Origin of the sequence: Wolinella succinogenes DSM 1740, assembly GCF_000196135.1 — a bacterium.
Classification (GTDB): Bacteria; Campylobacterota; Campylobacteria; order Campylobacterales; family Helicobacteraceae; genus Wolinella; species Wolinella succinogenes.
On the sequence record NC_005090.1, the window covers coordinates 385,894 to 401,648 of the forward strand.

Annotated in this window: 16 protein-coding genes and 1 other RNA gene; 11 read left to right on the plus strand and 6 right to left on the minus strand. The window is 49.7% G+C overall.

Going from position 1 to position 15,755, the window contains the following annotated elements:
- Positions 1 to 2 precede the first annotated feature (2 nt).
- The 6 genes from WS_RS01945 to WS_RS01970 all read left to right on the plus strand — a co-directional run bounded on the left by WS_RS01945 (position 3) and on the right by WS_RS01970 (position 5,488).
- Complete coding sequence (locus tag WS_RS01945; protein ID WP_011138339.1) at positions 3 to 395, plus strand: thioredoxin fold domain-containing protein; 393 nt, start codon at positions 3 to 5, stop codon at positions 393 to 395.
- 89 nt (positions 396 to 484) lie between these two features.
- On the plus strand, positions 485 to 1,195 hold the full coding sequence (locus WS_RS01950; RefSeq protein WP_011138340.1) for an MOSC domain-containing protein: 711 nt from the start codon (positions 485 to 487) through the stop codon (positions 1,193 to 1,195).
- Positions 1,196 to 1,370: 175 nt separating this feature from the next.
- On the plus strand, positions 1,371 to 3,098 hold the full coding sequence (locus WS_RS01955) for an aldehyde ferredoxin oxidoreductase family protein (protein ID WP_011138341.1): 1,728 nt from the start codon (positions 1,371 to 1,373) through the stop codon (positions 3,096 to 3,098).
- Between the two features lie 2 nt (positions 3,099 to 3,100).
- Complete coding sequence (locus WS_RS01960) at positions 3,101 to 3,331, plus strand: MoaD/ThiS family protein (RefSeq protein WP_011138342.1); 231 nt, start codon at positions 3,101 to 3,103, stop codon at positions 3,329 to 3,331.
- Positions 3,328 to 3,999: a HesA/MoeB/ThiF family protein gene (locus WS_RS01965; RefSeq protein ID WP_011138343.1), complete on the plus strand. Its 672-nt coding sequence runs from the start codon at positions 3,328 to 3,330 to the stop codon at positions 3,997 to 3,999. Before WS_RS01960 ends, WS_RS01965 begins: the two co-directional genes overlap by 4 nt.
- Before the next feature lie 121 nt (positions 4,000 to 4,120).
- Positions 4,121 to 5,488, plus strand: coding sequence for a sensor domain-containing diguanylate cyclase (locus WS_RS01970; protein ID WP_011138344.1), 1,368 nt, complete (start codon positions 4,121 to 4,123; stop codon positions 5,486 to 5,488).
- On the opposite strand, the gene WS_RS01975 is transcribed toward WS_RS01970, so the two are convergent.
- Both WS_RS01975 and WS_RS01980 read right to left on the minus strand, forming a co-directional pair.
- Positions 5,485 to 5,904, minus strand: a complete 420-nt coding sequence (locus WS_RS01975) for a PNPOx family protein (RefSeq protein WP_011138345.1) — start codon at positions 5,902 to 5,904, stop codon at positions 5,485 to 5,487. The two genes, WS_RS01970 and WS_RS01975, sit on opposite strands and share 4 nt — an antisense overlap.
- Positions 5,905 to 5,920: 16 nt before the next feature.
- Positions 5,921 to 7,252, minus strand: a complete 1,332-nt coding sequence (locus tag WS_RS01980; RefSeq protein ID WP_011138346.1) for a cation:dicarboxylate symporter family transporter — start codon at positions 7,250 to 7,252, stop codon at positions 5,921 to 5,923.
- Between the two features lie 256 nt (positions 7,253 to 7,508).
- Between WS_RS01980 and WS_RS01985 the strand changes: the two genes are divergently transcribed.
- A complete protein-coding gene (locus tag WS_RS01985; RefSeq protein WP_011138347.1) occupies positions 7,509 to 8,678 on the plus strand; it encodes a MalY/PatB family protein in 1,170 nt (389 codons plus the stop codon).
- A complete protein-coding gene (locus WS_RS01990; protein ID WP_011138348.1) occupies positions 8,657 to 9,904 on the plus strand; it encodes an MFS transporter in 1,248 nt (415 codons plus the stop codon). Before WS_RS01985 ends, WS_RS01990 begins: the two co-directional genes overlap by 22 nt.
- Here the strand turns inward: WS_RS01990 and WS_RS01995 are convergent.
- Entirely contained in the window at positions 9,873 to 10,469 is a 597-nt protein-coding gene (locus WS_RS01995; RefSeq protein ID WP_011138349.1) for a pyridoxamine 5'-phosphate oxidase family protein, read from the minus strand. The two genes, WS_RS01990 and WS_RS01995, sit on opposite strands and share 32 nt — an antisense overlap.
- A gap of 216 nt (positions 10,470 to 10,685) precedes the next feature.
- Between WS_RS01995 and WS_RS02000 the strand changes: the two genes are divergently transcribed.
- Genes WS_RS02000 through WS_RS02010 form a run of 3 tightly spaced genes read left to right on the plus strand, consistent with a single transcriptional unit; the run spans position 10,686 to position 13,430 of the window.
- Positions 10,686 to 10,958, plus strand: a complete 273-nt coding sequence (locus WS_RS02000; RefSeq protein WP_011138350.1) for a hypothetical protein — start codon at positions 10,686 to 10,688, stop codon at positions 10,956 to 10,958.
- A 45-nt stretch (positions 10,959 to 11,003) separates the two neighbouring features.
- A complete protein-coding gene (locus tag WS_RS02005; protein WP_232013700.1) occupies positions 11,004 to 12,506 on the plus strand; it encodes an ABC1 kinase family protein in 1,503 nt (500 codons plus the stop codon).
- 24 nt (positions 12,507 to 12,530) lie between these two features.
- On the plus strand, positions 12,531 to 13,430 hold the full coding sequence (locus WS_RS02010; protein ID WP_129545351.1) for an AEC family transporter: 900 nt from the start codon (positions 12,531 to 12,533) through the stop codon (positions 13,428 to 13,430).
- On the opposite strand, the gene WS_RS02015 is transcribed toward WS_RS02010, so the two are convergent.
- From WS_RS02015 to rnpB, 3 genes are all read right to left on the minus strand, one after another.
- On the minus strand, positions 13,427 to 13,765 hold the full coding sequence (locus WS_RS02015) for a P-II family nitrogen regulator (protein ID WP_011138353.1): 339 nt from the start codon (positions 13,763 to 13,765) through the stop codon (positions 13,427 to 13,429). The genes WS_RS02010 and WS_RS02015 overlap by 4 nt on opposite strands.
- 11 nt (positions 13,766 to 13,776) lie before the next feature.
- On the minus strand, positions 13,777 to 15,090 hold the full coding sequence (locus WS_RS02020) for an ammonium transporter (RefSeq protein ID WP_011138354.1): 1,314 nt from the start codon (positions 15,088 to 15,090) through the stop codon (positions 13,777 to 13,779).
- A 199-nt stretch (positions 15,091 to 15,289) separates the two neighbouring features.
- An RNA gene (rnpB, locus tag WS_RS10790) (RNase P RNA component class A) lies at positions 15,290 to 15,615 on the minus strand.
- Positions 15,616 to 15,755: the final 140 nt, after the last annotated feature.

Genomic DNA, 15,755 nt, shown 5'->3' on the forward strand with positions numbered 1-15,755 from the left:
AGATGCGGCTTTTTTGGCGATCCCTTTGGATGGGCTGTTTGTTAGGGAGTGTTTGGCTTCATGCCGAATCGTTAGAGTCAGGGAGCATAAGAGCGCTCAAAGAGAATAAACTCTTGCTTGTTAGTATTGAGAGCGAGGCTTGTCCCTACTGCAAAAAGATGAAGAGAGAGATTTTTGAAGAGGCGAAGTATCGCCAAGAGATTGAGAAGCGATATGTTCACCTAGTCTTTAATAATCGAGACTCTTCTCTGCCGCCTGATCTGCGTGCCCCCTATGTGCCCGCCAATGCGATTCTCTCACCTAAAGATCAGAGCATCTTGGATGCTTATGTGGGATACATTGCTCCAGAGCGCTTCATGAAGATTCTAGAGGAGACCCACAAGGGGGTGCAATAGTTTGTCGGGCTCTTGGTTTTGAGTCTCTGTGAGATTTGAGGATTTTTTGTCTAAGATGGGGAGAAAACTTTTTGAGCGAGGAGATAAAGATGGCAGAGGTTCGTTTAGAAGGCAGAGTTTTGGGCTTGCGCGTGGGCAAAAAGCGCGATGGTGTCTTTAGAGCCAAGGGAGTCGAGGGGGAGCCCTCAGCCATCGGCAAGACTCCCGTGCAAGAGGCGCTTTTAGAGAGCGAAGGATTAAGGGGTGATGAGCAAGCCGATAGAGCAAATCATGGAGGAATCCATAAAGCCATTCTCCTCTTTTCTATCGATTCATACCAAAAACTTGCCCTCCAAACGGGTTTGACCTTTGATGTGGAGAATCAAGCCCTTCTGGGAGAAAATCTCCTTGTCGAGGGGCTCAATGAGTCATCCGTTTGTGCAGGGGATCGATTCTTGGTGGGTGAGGCGGAGATTGAAATCTCCCAACCGCGCCAACCCTGCTGGAAGCTCTCAGCCAATAATGACCGAAGCGATCTTTCGCTTCAAATCTATCGTTTGGGGCTCACAGGCTGGTATGCACGGGTGATCTCTGGTGGAGTGATTCGTCAAAACGAGACCCTAAAGCTCCTCTCTAGACCCCATGAGAGACTCACGATCGCCGCACTCAATCGCCTGATCCAAGATGTCTCCAAGGATGCGCCTCTCCTAAGCGAAGCGCTAGCGTGTGAAGCGCTCTCTCCCAACTTCAAAAATGCACTCCGCTATTGTCTAGAGCACCATATTAACACCCCGCCTGCCTACATTCACCTCCCAAGCTAAAGAAGCGCTCGCGAGGGGGCTGGCTATACAAAAAGCTCCATAAATGTAATTGTTTCAAAAAGTGATATGTAAAAATCGCCTATCGACTTTCCGCGAAAAGGGTTGGAATCTTTAAGAGTTTTGGACGAGAATAGAGAGTGAACCTTTTGCAAAATCTCTCATCAAGGAGTCCCTTATGGCTGAAATGATCTACCGAGTCAACATGAGCGAAAAGAGTTTTTCTATCAGTGAGTGCCCTAAAGAGTGGCAAGAATTTGGGGGTCGAGGACTCACTTCAGCGATTGTAGCGGCTGAAGTTGATCCCCTCTGTCATCCCTTGGGAGCAAACAATAAGCTGGTTTTTGCCCCGGGCTCCCTCTCTGGAACTACAGCGGCCAACTCAGGACGCACCTCTGTGGGCGCTAAAAGCCCTCTCACCAATGGAATCAAAGAGAGCAATGTCGGCGGGACAAGCGCTCAAGCCTTTGCCAAGCTTGGAATCAAAGCGCTAATTATTGAAGGAGCGGCGCCTGAGGGTCAATTTTATCGATTGCATATCACTAAAGATAATGTAGAGTTTATTGATGCCAAAGAGATTCTTGGGAAGAACAATCGCTATGTGACCGAGAAGATGCTCGAACTCTACGGACGCAAGGTCTCCGTGCTCACCATCGGAAGAGCAGGAGAGAATCGAATGCTAGTGTCCAACATCTCCGTCAAAGATCCCGATGGCAAGCTAAGAAGCATGGGGCGAGGTGCAATGGGTGCAGTGATGGGCTCTAAGGGTCTAAAATGCGTCACGGTTGATCAGGGTAGCACCAATGAGGTGAATTATGTCGATGAGGCGCGATTCCGCGAGGCAGCGAAGGTGTTTGCCACCTCTCTCAAAGAGGATGATGTGAGCGGCAAGGGCTTACCCGCCTTTGGGACCAATGTCCTTGTGAATATCATCAACGAAGCGGGTGCTCTCCCCACGCGAAACTTCCGATCGGGTCGTTTTGAGTTTGCCGAGAACATCTCAGGCGAGACCATGGCGGAGAATATCAAAGCCAGAGGCGGAAAGACCACTCACGGATGTCACGCGGGCTGTATTATTCAATGCTCTCAAGTCTATAACACCCCTGAGGGCGAGTATCAGACTTCGGGCTTTGAGTATGAGATGATTTGGGCGTATGGCGCCCATACGGGCATCAATGATCTAGATGTGATTGCCCAAATCGATTCGATTTTGGATGATTATGGACTAGATGCCATTGAAACGGGAGTGACCTTTGGGGTTGCCGTGGATGCGGGAATCCTTGAGTATGGAGATGGAAAGCGAGTCGTTGAGTTGCTTGAGGAGATCAACAACGCTACTCCTTTGGGTCGAATCCTAGGCTCAGGTGCGGCCAACCTTGGACGATGTTATGGCCTCTCTAGGGTGCCTGTGGTCAAAGGACAATCCATCCCTGCCTATGATCCAAGAGCCATCAAAGGTCAAGGAATCACCTACGCCACCACTACGATGGGAGCCGATCACACCGCAGGATACGCCGTTGCAGTGAATATCCTTGGAAGCGGAGGGACGCTTGATCCTCTCAAAAAAGAGGGGCAAATCGAGCTTAGCCGCAATCTCCAAATCGCCACCGCCGCTGTGGATAGCACGGGAATGTGCATCTTCACCGCCTTCCCTATGCTCTCTGACCCCAAAGCGATGCCTGCTTTGGTGCAGATGATCGAAGCCAAAACAGGGGCGACCCTTGGAATGGATGGATTGGTCGAATATGGCAAGAAGGTGCTCAAACTTGAGCGAAATTTCAACGAGCGCGCAGGATTGAATAGGGCGCATGATCGATTGCCTGAGTTTTTCAAAGAGCCCCTGCCACCTCACAATGTGGTCTGGGATTTCACCGATGAAGAGCTTGATAGCCTCTGGAACTTTTAATCATGCGAATCACTGTCCGCCTTTTTGCTCAATATCGGGAAGGTTTTTTCAAAGAGGAGGTGCGTGAGTTTCCTCTAGAGACCACAGTGCAAGAGGTGATTGAGAGCCTTGGAATCAGGGTCGATCTCTATCCCATCGGAATCATGGTGCTCAATGGGCGCCACGCCTCTTTGGAGACGATTCTCCATGAGGGGGATGTGCTTGGGCTCTTTCCTAAGGTGGGTGGCGGATGAGTGGGTTAAACGAGCGCTATCTTCGCAACCACGCCACGCTCTCCTTGGAGGATCAGGCACACCTAGGCGAGTGCAGGGTGATGATCATCGGGTGCGGAGGGCTGGGCGGCTATGTCGCTGAGAATCTCACCCGTTTGGGGGTGGGGAAGCTGGATCTGGTCGATCCAGATGAGTTTGCCATTCACAATCTCAATCGCCAAAGGTTCTCTAACACTCAAACCCTCCATCAAAACAAAGCCCAATGTGCCGCATTTGCGCTAGAGGTGATCAATCCAGAAGCCAAGCTTACGCCTTTAGAGGTGGGGCTTGAAGAGATCGAAGAGACACGCTTTAAAGAGGTCGATCTGCTGGTGGATGCGCTGGATAATAGTGCCTCTAGGCGCTATCTCCAAAAAATCGCCGTGGCTTACCAGAAGCCGCTTGTGCATGGAGCCATCGGAGGCTTGGGGATGCAGTACGGACTCAATGTGCCCCTAGAGAAACTTTATGCTGAGGATAGTTTTGGGGCGGAGAAGAGGGAGGGGAATCTCTCTTTTGTCGCCTCAGGATGCGCGGCGATGATGAGCTATTTGGCGATGATCTCTCTTTTGGGTAGAGCGCAGGCGCATGAAGGAATTCTCTATCGATTCGATTGGTGCGACATGGAGATCACCCCCCTCTCTTTTTGATTCATCCAAGAGATTTTCTTATAAGAATCTTTTATTTATAAAAAGATTTGTTTTTTAAGATAAAATCCCACGAAATAATTTAAAAGGAGCGTGGCTCCGTTGATTCGTGGGGGAAGAATCGATGTTAGAGGACATTCGTAAACGCTGGAGCACCAAGGGGCTCTTTTTGGTGCTTTCGCTTTTGGCGATAGCGGTTGTTTACTTTCACCACCAGTTTAGACTAGAGCGAGAGCGTCTTTGGCTCACCAACCTCTCCATCACCTACGGAGAGCACATCAAGGATAATCTGCATCAATCGCTCTCCGCCACCTACTCTTTTGCCGCATGGCTCAAAGCCCAAAAAGGTGCGATAGAGGGATTTGAGGCGATGGCGGGAGAGATGCTCGCCTACTACCCCTGTGTCATGTCATTTCAATTGGCTCCCATGGGGGTAGTCACCCAAGTGGCTCCTTTGCAAGGGAATGAAGAGGCGTTAGGGCATGACCTTTTTGGTGATCCCACTAGAGCCAAAGAGGCTTTGGCGGCTAGAGAGAGTGGAGAGCTAATATTGGCAGGCCCATTTAGATTGCGCCAAGGAGGTGTAGGGGTGATTGGGCGGCTCCCCATTTTTTTGGATGCGATTCATGAGGAGTCACGCTTTTGGGGTTTTGTGATTGTGGTGATTCGATTCCCTGAGGTGCTTGAAACGGTGAAGTTAGAGGCTCTCAAAAGCAATCAAGCCCTCTATCGACTCTCTAAAATCGACCCTTTTTCAGGTGAGGAGCGAGAGCTAGCGGGCTCCAAAGAGGGAGCGAATCTTTCTAGGGGTGTAGAGAATCGTCTGCTTCTTCCTGGGGCAACATGGAGCTTGGAGATATTTCCAGCCAAGCGTTGGAGCGATTGGGTCGAGCCTCTTTTTGAAGGGCTAATGGGGCTTGCTTTGGCTCTTTTGATCACCTCTTGGGTTAGTTTTGTGCATAAAAGAAAGCGAGAGGAGGCGTTGGAATCGCTCGCCTTTTTTGACCCGCTCACTAGGCTCCCCAATCGGACGAGACTTTTTGAGTATTTCAGTGCTTTGGTGAATGATCAGCGCCACGAGGGCGAGGGAATCTTGGTGGGCTTTTTGGATTTGGATCGCTTCAAGGAGGTGAATGACACCTTTGGGCATAAAGTCGGTGATCTTTTGCTTTTGGCGGTGGTGGAGCGTCTTGGAAAGCACATGAGGGGTGGGGATATGCTCTCTAGGCAAGGGGGCGATGAGTTTATCTTTTTGTGGCCTCATATCGGCTCTTTGGAGGCTTGCCAGGGGCGGCTTGATGAGCTTTTGGCGCTCTTTAGCGAACCTTTTGAGATTCAAGGAGAAGAAATTAGGGTGAATGTTTCTATTGGTGTGAGCTTTTATCGTGGGAATGAGAGGGATCTTGATGCGCTGATCATGGAGGCAGATGCGGCAATGTATCAGGCAAAAATAGAAGGAAGGGGTCGCTACTGCCTCTTTCAGAAGCCCTAAAGAGAGTGATTTTCTCTAAAAAACTCTAACTTTTTGCCAAAGCCTAGGCGGTTATCGGTGAGCTTGGCATGAAGAATCTCGATTCGCCAAAGCACGGGAAAGAGAGCGCGAGCTAGGGGAAAGGTCTTGAAATAGAGCTCGCGTGCCTTGGGATCTTCACTCTTCCAAATTCCCTCAAACTGCAATCCTTGGATAAGCCCCACGCTTTTTGTCTCCAAAGCCACAGAGCCGGCGATTCTTGGCTCTTGAAGCGCTCCTTGGGTGTGGCGTGTTTTGGGATCACTCGCCACGACAAACTCGATTCGCTCCTCATCTAAAGCATAAAAGAGGGGTGCGCACCAAAGCCCTTGTTCACCCAAGGTGGCCAAGTGCAAAACATGGTGCCCGCGCAAAAATTGATAAAATCGCTCCTCCATGCTTTGCCTTTTGTCTCTAGTGGTGGGCGAACTCTTCGGGATGATTCATCGCATAGTCGAACTTCTCTCGATCGATTTGTTTATCCCAAATCGCTACAATGAGACACGCCACAGCATTCCCGCAGAGATTCCCGCAGGCACGCATCTCACTCATGAACTTATCCACACCAAGCAACACCGCCACACACGCCACAGGGATCGCCCCATGAAGAGCAGAGAGCGTTCCTGCGAGCACAATAAAGCCTGAGCCTGTGACGCCGACTGCCCCTTTGCTGGTGATCATCAAAATCACAAGAATGCTGAGCTCTTGCTCCAAGGTCAAGGGAATGTTGAAGGCTTGGGAGAGAAAGATGACACTAAGCGCAAGATAGATGTTGGTGCAGTCGAGATTGAAAGAGTAGCCTGTCGGAATGACAAGCCCCACGGTTCCTCGCGTGATTCCTGCGGCTTCAAGCTTGCGCATGAGCGGAGCAAGCGCGGTTTCGCTCGAGGAGGTGGCAAAGACCACCAAGACCTCTTTGCCGATAAAGCGCATGAATTTAAAGATGTTCACCTTGGCAAAGTAGCAGATTGCCCCCAAGACAACAAAAATAAAAAAGAGGCAGGTGATCGCCATGACTCCAAGGAGCCATGCCATGTTCACCAGCGAGCTAAAGCCAAATTTCCCAATCAAAAATGCCATCGCGCTAAAGGCCGCCACGGGGCTAAAGAGCATAAGGACGGTGAGAATCTTAAAAAAGAAGTTCTGTGCAATCTCGATGGGGCGAAGCACGCGGCTTTTGTATTTGTTCCCCATAAAAGAGATGATAAAAGCGGTGCAGAGCGCCATGAATAGCACTTGGAGGGTGTTGGCTTTGAGAAAAGGAGTGAGGGGATCAGGGGGGATTGCCCCGATGAGAATCGCCTTAAAGGAGCCGACATCTTGGGTGGCGGCATTGGCGAACTTCTCGACGCTCCCCGCGTCCATCATTTCCACAGAGAGGTTCATCCCCACGCCAGGCTCTAGGAGATTTCCAAAGATGATTCCAATGGCTAGGGCGATAGTGCTCACGATCTCAAAATAGATGAAGGCCTTAAGACCGATAGAACCGACCTCTCGGAGGTTTTCTAGGCCGACGATTCCAGAGATAATGGTGAGAAAAATGATAGGTCCAATCAACCATTTAAGCGCTTGAATGAACCAATCAATTCCGATTTTAGATTGGATACCCAACTCAGGACTGACAACCCCCAGTACAATCCCCAGCAAGATACCGATCACCACCCAAAACGCGAGACTTTTAACCGATCGTTTGAGCCAATGGGCTCGACTCTCTTCCTTAAGGGAAGTGGTGCAGCAAGATGACAAAATAGGCTCCTTGTGTTCTTTTGCAGAGTTAAGAAGAATCTCAAGCTGGCGAATGGTATCCAAAAGCCCTTGTCAAATAATTTTTTCAAAAAAGCCTTCGAGGAGTTTCACCCTAAAGTGAGGAGAAGAGTAACAAATCAAGAGTAGTTTTATGAGAATCATAAGAAGAAAAACTAATATTTCACCCTCAGTCCTCCCTACAATCAAGGGGACTGGAAGTATAATGGCGCCAAAATGAGAGAGGAGAATCTCTAAGATGAGTCAAATTTACCAGGGTGCACGCTTTAAGGCCTATTGCCCCAAGCGCCAAGGAAGCGATTCGCTCAAGTTTGATGGAATGGAGGCGGAGTTTGGTCGAAGCGATCTGCTTGCTTTTTGGGTGGCGGACATGGATTTTCTTCCCCCCTCTTTTATCCCTAAGCTGATCGCCCAAAAAAGTCGTGAGGTGCTGGGTTATCCCCATTTGAGCCCTTCGGTTAAGGAGAGCGTGGCGGGGTGGTTTCAGAGACGCTTTGGAGTGGAGGTAGAGAGCGAGGCGGTGATTCCCACGAGCGGGGTGGTCACCTCCATGTATGTGGCGATAGAGGAGTTCACGCAAAAAGGCGATAAGATTGTCTTGCAATCTCCTGTCTATGGGCCCTTTTTCTCCATCATCCAAGGTTCAGGTCGGCAGATTCTTGATAATCCCCTGCGACTTAGCGAATCGGGCTATGGGATGGACTTGGAACACTTGGAGAATCTTTTTTTAAAAGAGCACCCCAAGATGCTCCTCTTCTGCTCCCCTCAAAATCCCACAGGGCGTGTTTGGCGCCATGAAGAGCTTGGGGATCTTGTGAGACTTTGCGCACGCTATGAGGTGCTTTTGGTTTCTGATGAGATTCACTTCGATCTTGTCTATGAGCGCCATACGCCTCTATTGGCGATAGAAGAGGCGAGAGAGCGGACGATTCTTATTAGCGCCCCCACTAAAAGTTTCAATGTGCCGGGGCTCAACATCTCTTACGCCGTGATTCCCTCTAAACTCCTTAGGGAGCGCTTTGAAAAGAGGGCGAGAATCGTCCATATCGCTCGACCTAATGCGATTGGATTGGCTGTGATGGAGGCACTCTATCAAGAGGGCGAGGAGTGGCTTTTGGGGCTTTTAGAGTATCTCAAGGCCAATCGCTCCCTTCTTGAAGGTTTCATCGCCACCCATCCTAAGCTTAAAGGAGTTGCACCTCAGGGCACCTATCTCTATTGGATTGATTTTGGCGGACTCAATCTCAGTCATGAAGAGCTCAAAGCCCTCTTCTTAGAGGCGAGATTGGCGCTTAGTCCAGGGAAGTTTTTCACTCACGGGAGGGAGACCTCCCATTTTCGATTCAACTTTGGCACCTCTAGGGCGAGAGTTAGGGAGGGGTTGAAGTGCCTCGGGAAGATTCTTTGAGAGAGAAGCTTGATTTTTGGAGGATTCTTAGCGCTAGAGCGCTTAGTATGTTTTGCTATCAGATGCTTTCTGTGGCGGTGGGCTGGCAGGTCTATTCACTCACAGGAGAAGTGTTTGATCTAGGCTTAGTTGGACTAGCCCAATTTTTGCCTATGTTTTTGCTCACCCTTTTGGTGGGGCAGGTGGCGGACTGGTATGACCGGCGGGTTATCGTCGCGCTCGCTCAAGCGCTTCAAGCCATGGGGGTTTTGCTCCTGGCATGGGGAAGTCTTGGTGGATGGCTTGACCTTTATCACATTTTGGGGATTCTCCTTCTTCTCTCTAGCGTGAGGGCGTTTGAGGGACCGAGTATTCAAGCGCTCCTCCCCAATCTTGTCTCTAAAGAGTTTTTCCCCAAGGCGGTGGCGTGGATGGCCTCATGCACGCAGAGCGCGGTCATTATTGGACCTGCTCTTGGAGGGGTGCTCTATGTGTGGGGAGCCCAGAGTGTTTATGGCACGGTGAGCGCTCTTATGGTCGTGGCGAGTCTTCTTGTGGTGGGAGTGAGAAGAACCCATGAGATTGCCTCTAGGCAGAAGATGAGCAAAGAATCGCTTCTTGCAGGAATCGCTTTTATTCGCAGTCGTCCAGCGATGATGGGGGCGATCTCGCTCGACCTCTTTGCCGTGCTTTTGGGTGGGGCAACGGCGATGCTTCCTGTTTATGCTAAAGATATTTTAGAGACAGATACGGTGGGACTTGGGCTTTTGCGTGCGGCTCCAGCGATTGGGGCGCTTTTGGTGTCGCTCTATTTGGCAAGGTTTCCTTTGCAAGGAGGGGTGGGGCGCAAGATGTTCCGCGCGGTGATGATTTTTGGGCTGGCAACCATTGGCTTTGCCCTCTCGACTCATTTTTGGCTCTCCATGGGGATGCTAGTCGTGCTAGGGGGATCAGATGTGGTGAGCGTGGTGATTCGCTCTTCGCTTGTGCAGCTCTCCACGCCCGATGAGATGAGGGGGAGGGTGAGCGCGGTCAATTCGATGTTTATTGGCGCCTCCAATCAGCTAGGAGAGTTTGAATCGGGTATGGCCGCTGCACTTCTTGGGGTTGTCCCCTCGGTCGTGCTTGGGGGTGTGGGAACGATTCTTGTCGCTCTTTGGTGGATGAGGCTCTTTCCTGAGCTTTCAAGAATCGAGCGTCTCAAGGATTTAGAGCCTACGCCAAGCTCTTCAGCGCCTCTAGGGTGAAAATATCTAAAGGTTCGCCTCTCTCTAAGAGCATTGCAATAAGCTTTTCTCTTGCCTCTAGGGGGCGATTTTGTCCTAGTTTCACCTTGATAGACCACTCTTTGGGTGTGAGCGCAAAAGTGGCTGTCTTCTCTAGCATGTGAGTGTAGCGCGTATTTTGGGGAGTGATGGGCTCATAACCTCCCTCTTTTTGCATCTTCTGCATGAGCGATTCCAAGAAGACGCACGCAAGATCAGAATCACGGACAAGTTCCACCTCGCCGCTTAAGTGAGCGGAGATGAAAAATTGGGTAGCGGGGCAGGCTAGAGAGGTGCCGCTAAAGTGCGAAGGGATGAAGGCGTAGGGTAAAACTACGCTCAAAGCGACAAGAGGACGCTGGGAGAGAATCTCAAACTTACGTCCTGCCTTGGCGCCATGAAAGACGATCTTCTCGCCATGGGAGGCGAAATTGATCGGGAGGGCGTAGGGTTTTGAATCAAAAAGGGCAAGAGTGCCATAGTCGCATCGCTGTAGTATTTCTTGAAGAAGGTTTGGGTCATAGGAGGCGAATTCATCGCGTCTCATGGGGTTCCTTGGATTTTGGACTATAAATTGCTAAGGAAATCATAACCAAACTTATCCAAGGAGGAGAAGGTGTCGCTCTTTTATACGATTTTATTGCTTGTGATTCCTGTTGTGACGGCGATTCTAGCCCTTTGGGAGCCTAGGAGAAAGCAAGAGGGTTAGTGGGGTTCTTTTGAGATATAATCGATAGGATACAAACCTACAAAGAAGGAGTGGATGATGGAGATCAAAGATATTTTAGCCACGGGAATTGGAGCCTTCTATCTTGCCAAGGAGAAGGTCGAAGAGGAGCTTGAAAAGCTTGTAGAGAAAGGGAAAATCTCACGTGAAGAGATGAAAGGCCTCCTAGAAAAGGCTCGTCAAAAAGGAGAGAGCGAAGAGGTTAAAACCAAAGAAGAGGTCAAAAAGATGGTCAAAGAGGCTCTTGATGAGCTGGGGGTTGCCACTAAAGAGGACTTGGAGGAGCTAAAAAAGAGCCTTAAATCCTAATTCATGGGTTTTTTGCGTCTCTATTCGCCATGGCGTGTTTGGAAGGTGTTTCGCTTTTTGGCGACCATCTTTTTGCTCATCAAAAAGCGCGATTCCTTTCTTTGGATCACGCCTCTTTCTCCAAGGGCTCTCCATGGTGTGATTCTTGATCTTGGAGCGAGTTTTATCAAGTTGGCTCAGGTGTTGGCCACCCGATCTGATTTTTTTGATGAATCCTATCTGGAGCCCTTAAGAACGCTTCATGATGATATTCCCCCTATGGACCATGAAGCCTTTAGTCGCGTCTTTGAGCGCTCCTTTGGAGAGAGTGATCCTTTTTTGGAGTTTGCCTCCAAGCCTCTAGCGAGCGCTTCCATCGGTCAGGTGCACCGCGCTAGACTCAAAAGTGGAGAAGAGGTCGCGGTGAAGTTGCTACGCGAGGGAATTGGCGCTAGGGTGCAGGCGGATATTTGTATTATCACCTTTTTCAACCTCCTCTTTCGTCCGCTCTTCTCTCCCTATACAAAACACTCCGTGGAATCGGTGCTTTTGGAATTCTCTTCCATGATTCTTAAAGAGGTTAATCTCGCCCAAGAGCGCTACCATCTTGAGCTCTTTTGGGAGGTTTATCGGGAGAGTGGAGTGCTCTTTCCTCTCCCCTTTGCGGATTATTGCACGAGTGAGGCGCTAGTGATGAGCTTCCATGAGGGAGTGCGCTTTGATGATAAAGAGGGGTTGCTTACTCTTGGAGTTGATTTTGGCTCTCTCATGGAGAAGTTAGTGGAGTTTTATGTGGAACAGATGCTCGTTACGGGGCTTTTTCATGCGGATCCACACCCTGGAAATCTTCTTGTGGACGCTTCAGGGAATCTCATCTTTTTGGACTTTGGGATGGTTAAAAAGATCTCCACTCCAACGCGAATTGCCATCATTGAACTGGTGAAAGCGGCGCATGAGCGTGACTTTGAGCACTATATCCTGGCGTGTAAAAAGCTTGGAATCATCGCCCAAGAGGCGCCAAGTGGCGAGATGGAGGAGTTTGCCTCGCGGATGTTTGCGATTTTTGACAACACTTCTTTGGATTCGGCTAGTATGCAAAAGCTTGCTTTTGAGGTGCTAGAGAGTATGCGCGATATGCCTTTTAAGCTCCCTCAAGAGGCGATCTATATCTTGAGGGTGAGTGCGATCATTGAAGGGCTTGGGACGCGTTATATTGAGAATTTTAATGGAATCAAGGACATTCTACCGATTTTGCAGAAGAATCTCTCTCGCGCTTTAGGGATGAGAGAGGGGTTGTTGGAGGGGATATGGAGTGAGGCAAAATCACTCCCCATGAGCCTCAAACATCTTAAAAATATTCTTGCCAAGGCGGATGAAGGCGAACTGAGGGTGAGGATTGCACAGGGGGACGCAGAGGCACTCGCTTGGAGGCTAAAGGGATATATTCGAGGAGTTTTGCCAGGAATCCTCTCGCTACTTGGAGCCTTCTTTCTCCTTGGGGCAGGCTTTAGAGAAGAGGCATTTTGGCTCTTTGGGGCAGGAATCGTTTGGCTTTTTTATAAAGTGTGACAGGAGGGAGCTTTGCAGGCTGTGTTGGCAATTTTGCCTATATTTTTGTTGATTTTGACAGGGTATGCCCTCGCACGGGCGAAATTTTTGGAGGCAGCCTTCTGGGTGGGGGCGGATAGACTCACCTACTATGTGCTCTTTCCCGCGCTTCTTTTTGTGGGAATCTCTAAGCCAGGAGAGAGTTTAGAGGGATTGGGTTTGATTGTCTTGGCTGTGGGGGCGACCCTCTTTTTGGGGAGTGGGGGGTTGTGGCTTTTGAAACGCGCCCTTAAAGTGGAGGATAGGGATTATATGGCCTATTACCAAGGGGGAATTCGATTCAATACCTTTATTGGTATCTCCATGGTGATGGCACTTTTTGGAGATGAGGGGATGTTTTACGCCTCTATTATCATCTCTTTTATGGTTCCGTTGATCAACACTCTTTGCGTGGTGGTGCTCACCCTCTGCTCTTCGCAAAAAGAGGTAAGGGGGATGAAGATTCTTAAGGATATTGCCAAAAATCCCCTCATCATCGCCTGTTTACTAGGGCTTCTTTTTCGTTATGGCGAGTTGGCTTTGCCCGATTTTCTACTCTCTTTTTTGACGATTTTAGGGCGATCGGCTCTTCCTTTGGGGCTACTCTCTGTGGGGACGGCGCTTAGTATCAAAGGGCTTTTGGCTCCCACGACTCCCTTGGTGGCGTTTGGAGGTTTTAAGCTTTTGATTCTTCCCTGTGTGGCGTATGGAGTGGGTGTGGGGCTTGGGTTTGAGGCGACACTGCTTTGGATTTTTGTCCTGCTCTTCGCGCTTCCGACCGCTTCTTCGAGTTATATTTTAGTGAGGCAGTTTGGAGGGGATACGGGGCTTATGTCAAAAATCATCACGGCCGAGACCATTCTCTCGACCGTGAGCTTGACCCTTTTGGCCTATCTTTGGGCTTAGATCGCCTCTTCGTCAGTTTCGCCTGTTCGGACACGAACCACTTTAGAGACATCCGTGACGAAGATTTTTCCATCACCGATTTTGCCTGTTTTGGCGGTGGCGACAATTGTATCGACGATTTTGTCGGCCTCGCCATCCCCTACGACAATCTCGATTTTGATCTTAGGGATGAAATCCACCACATACTCTGCCCCTCGATAGAGCTCTGTGTGGCCTTGTTGGCGGCCATATCCTTTGACTTCAGTGACGGTCATTCCTGTCACTCCTAGCTCTGTGAGTGCGTTTTTTACATCATCAAGCTTGAAAGGCTTGATGATGGCTTCGATTTTTTTCATGCTTTAGCTCCTTACTTTAAGTGAAAGCTTTTTTCGCCGTGGGTGGACTCATCCAGACCCATGGTCTCTTCTTGGGCATCCACTCTTCCTCCTCCAGTAATCAAGCAGACGATCTTGAAGACGATGGCAGTGGCGATGGCGGTAAAGACCATAGTGACCACTACGCCCTCAAGCTGGATGAGGAATTGACCTGCATTTCCATAGAAAAGACCCGTGCCTAGCTCGTTGACTTCGGGGTTGGCAAAGAGTCCTGTCGCCAAAGCTCCCCAGATACCCGCAACTCCATGGATTCCAAAGGCATCTAGAGAGTCGTCTGCCCCCAAGGCTTTTTTGAGCCCATGGATACCAAAGAAGGCCACAAGACCCGCTACAAGACCAATGATCACTGAGGCAGGAGTGTCTACAAAGCCCGCTGCAGGAGTGATGGCCACGAGACCCGCCACAATCCCTGAGGCGATACCGATGAGGGTGAACTTCTTGTAGACGGCGTATTCAATGAGCATCCAAGCCAAAGCCGCTGCCGCTGCGGCAGTGTTGGTCACCATGAAAGCACTAGCGGCGATTCCATCAGCAGCAAGCTCGCTTCCGGCGTTGAAACCAAACCATCCAAACCATAGAAGAATAGCCCCTAGCATGGTCAAAGTCACAGATGAAGGGAAGATTGCCTTATCTTTGTCGCTTCGTTTGCCAAGCATATAGGCCATGACTAGACCTGCAACCCCAGCGTTGATATGAACAACGGTTCCTCCGGCAAAATCAAGAACACCCTCATTAGCCAAGAAGCCTCCGCCCCACACCCAGTGTGCTACAGGAGCGTAAACCACGGTGACCCAAAGCACCACAAAGAGAATCCATGTGGAGAATTTGAGTCGCTCAATGACTGATCCACTTGCCAAGGCTACGGTAATACCCGCAAAAGTCATTTGGAAAGCAGCGAATAGGAGCACGGGAATATTTCCGCCTTCCCAAATATCAGTCACCTTAACATTGCTGAGGAAGAATCCATCCAAAGCGCCCACAAATCCGCCAATGTCTTCACCAAAGGCTAGGCCATAACCCCAGCCCACCCAAACAAGAGAGGCGAGAATGTAGCCCACCACGCTCATGCCGATGGTGTTGAGCATATTCTTAGAGCGCGTCATGCCTCCATAAAAGAGAGCCAAGCCAGCGGGTGTCATGAGCATGACAAAGGCTGTGGCCACTAACATCCAAGCCGTGTTCGCGGCGTCCAATTCCAAAGCGGTCTCTGCTGCCTCCGCTGCGGCTTCGTCTCCGAAAAGCAGAACCGGTAGCAGGGCCAAGATCAAAAGTTTAACGATTTTCATTGGTCTCCCCTTTTAATCCAAACTCTTCTTCGAGTTTTGGTTGGGATCATTATAGACCATCTTCTAGGCAGCTTATGTCGATGGTTATGATTAATTTTTAAGCAATTGACATTTCTGAACAAGGCTAAAGAAGCCTATTTTGCGATCTTTTTGATGGTTTTACATTTTTGTTATGAAAGATGTAGAAGGCGAGAAGGGAGAGAGGGGCGTGGCCGTAAGCCGAGTTCTGTTATGACGGCTATTCATCTATTCGACTATTTCACAATAGCGATAAAGCGAAGGATTCGAAGTTTTGAGACTTTAACCAGATCCTTCTTGCTGCGGGTTGGGTTTACCATGCGACTCCTATTGCTAGGACTCCGGGGGTCTCTTACACCTCCGTTTCACCCTTACCGATGACTCGGCGGTCTCTTCTCTGTTGCACTTTCCCTTATCTTACGATAGCCATCCGTTAGATGGAACCCTGTCTCAATGCAGCTCGGACTTTCCTCTTCTTGGAGCAGAAGCAACCGTCCGCCACGCCCTTGAATGAGATTCTAGCATAGATGAGCCAAGATACCAATTTCACGTCCAATTCACGGTAAAATCTTATGATTGAAATAAGCACACCCTTTAACCTTGGACTTCAAAGTGAAGAGTGAGAGATTGGGATGTGGATGTTTTGA

Bases quoted from the DNA above. Each gene is read 5' to 3' on its own strand.
- WS_RS01960 (WP_011138342.1), top strand. From the start codon at position 3,101: ATGCGAATCACTGTCCGCCTTTTTGCTCAATATCGGGAAGGTTTTTTC.
- WS_RS01985 (WP_011138347.1), top strand. From the start codon at position 7,509: ATGAGTCAAATTTACCAGGGTGCACGCTTTAAGGCCTATTGCCCCAAG.
- WS_RS02000 (WP_011138350.1), top strand. From the start codon at position 10,686: ATGATGGAGATCAAAGATATTTTAGCCACGGGAATTGGAGCCTTCTAT.
- WS_RS01955 (WP_011138341.1), top strand. From the start codon at position 1,371: ATGGCTGAAATGATCTACCGAGTCAACATGAGCGAAAAGAGTTTTTCT.
- WS_RS01995 (WP_011138349.1), bottom strand. From the start codon at position 10,469: ATGAGACGCGATGAATTCGCCTCCTATGACCCAAACCTTCTTCAAGAA.
- WS_RS01965 (WP_011138343.1), top strand. From the start codon at position 3,328: ATGAGTGGGTTAAACGAGCGCTATCTTCGCAACCACGCCACGCTCTCC.
- WS_RS02015 (WP_011138353.1), bottom strand. From the start codon at position 13,765: ATGAAAAAAATCGAAGCCATCATCAAGCCTTTCAAGCTTGATGATGTA.
- WS_RS01970 (WP_011138344.1), top strand. From the start codon at position 4,121: ATGTTAGAGGACATTCGTAAACGCTGGAGCACCAAGGGGCTCTTTTTG.
- WS_RS01945 (WP_011138339.1), top strand. From the start codon at position 3: ATGCGGCTTTTTTGGCGATCCCTTTGGATGGGCTGTTTGTTAGGGAGT.
- WS_RS01950 (WP_011138340.1), top strand. From the start codon at position 485: ATGGCAGAGGTTCGTTTAGAAGGCAGAGTTTTGGGCTTGCGCGTGGGC.
- WS_RS02020 (WP_011138354.1), bottom strand. From the start codon at position 15,090: ATGAAAATCGTTAAACTTTTGATCTTGGCCCTGCTACCGGTTCTGCTT.
- WS_RS01975 (WP_011138345.1), bottom strand. From the start codon at position 5,904: ATGGAGGAGCGATTTTATCAATTTTTGCGCGGGCACCATGTTTTGCAC.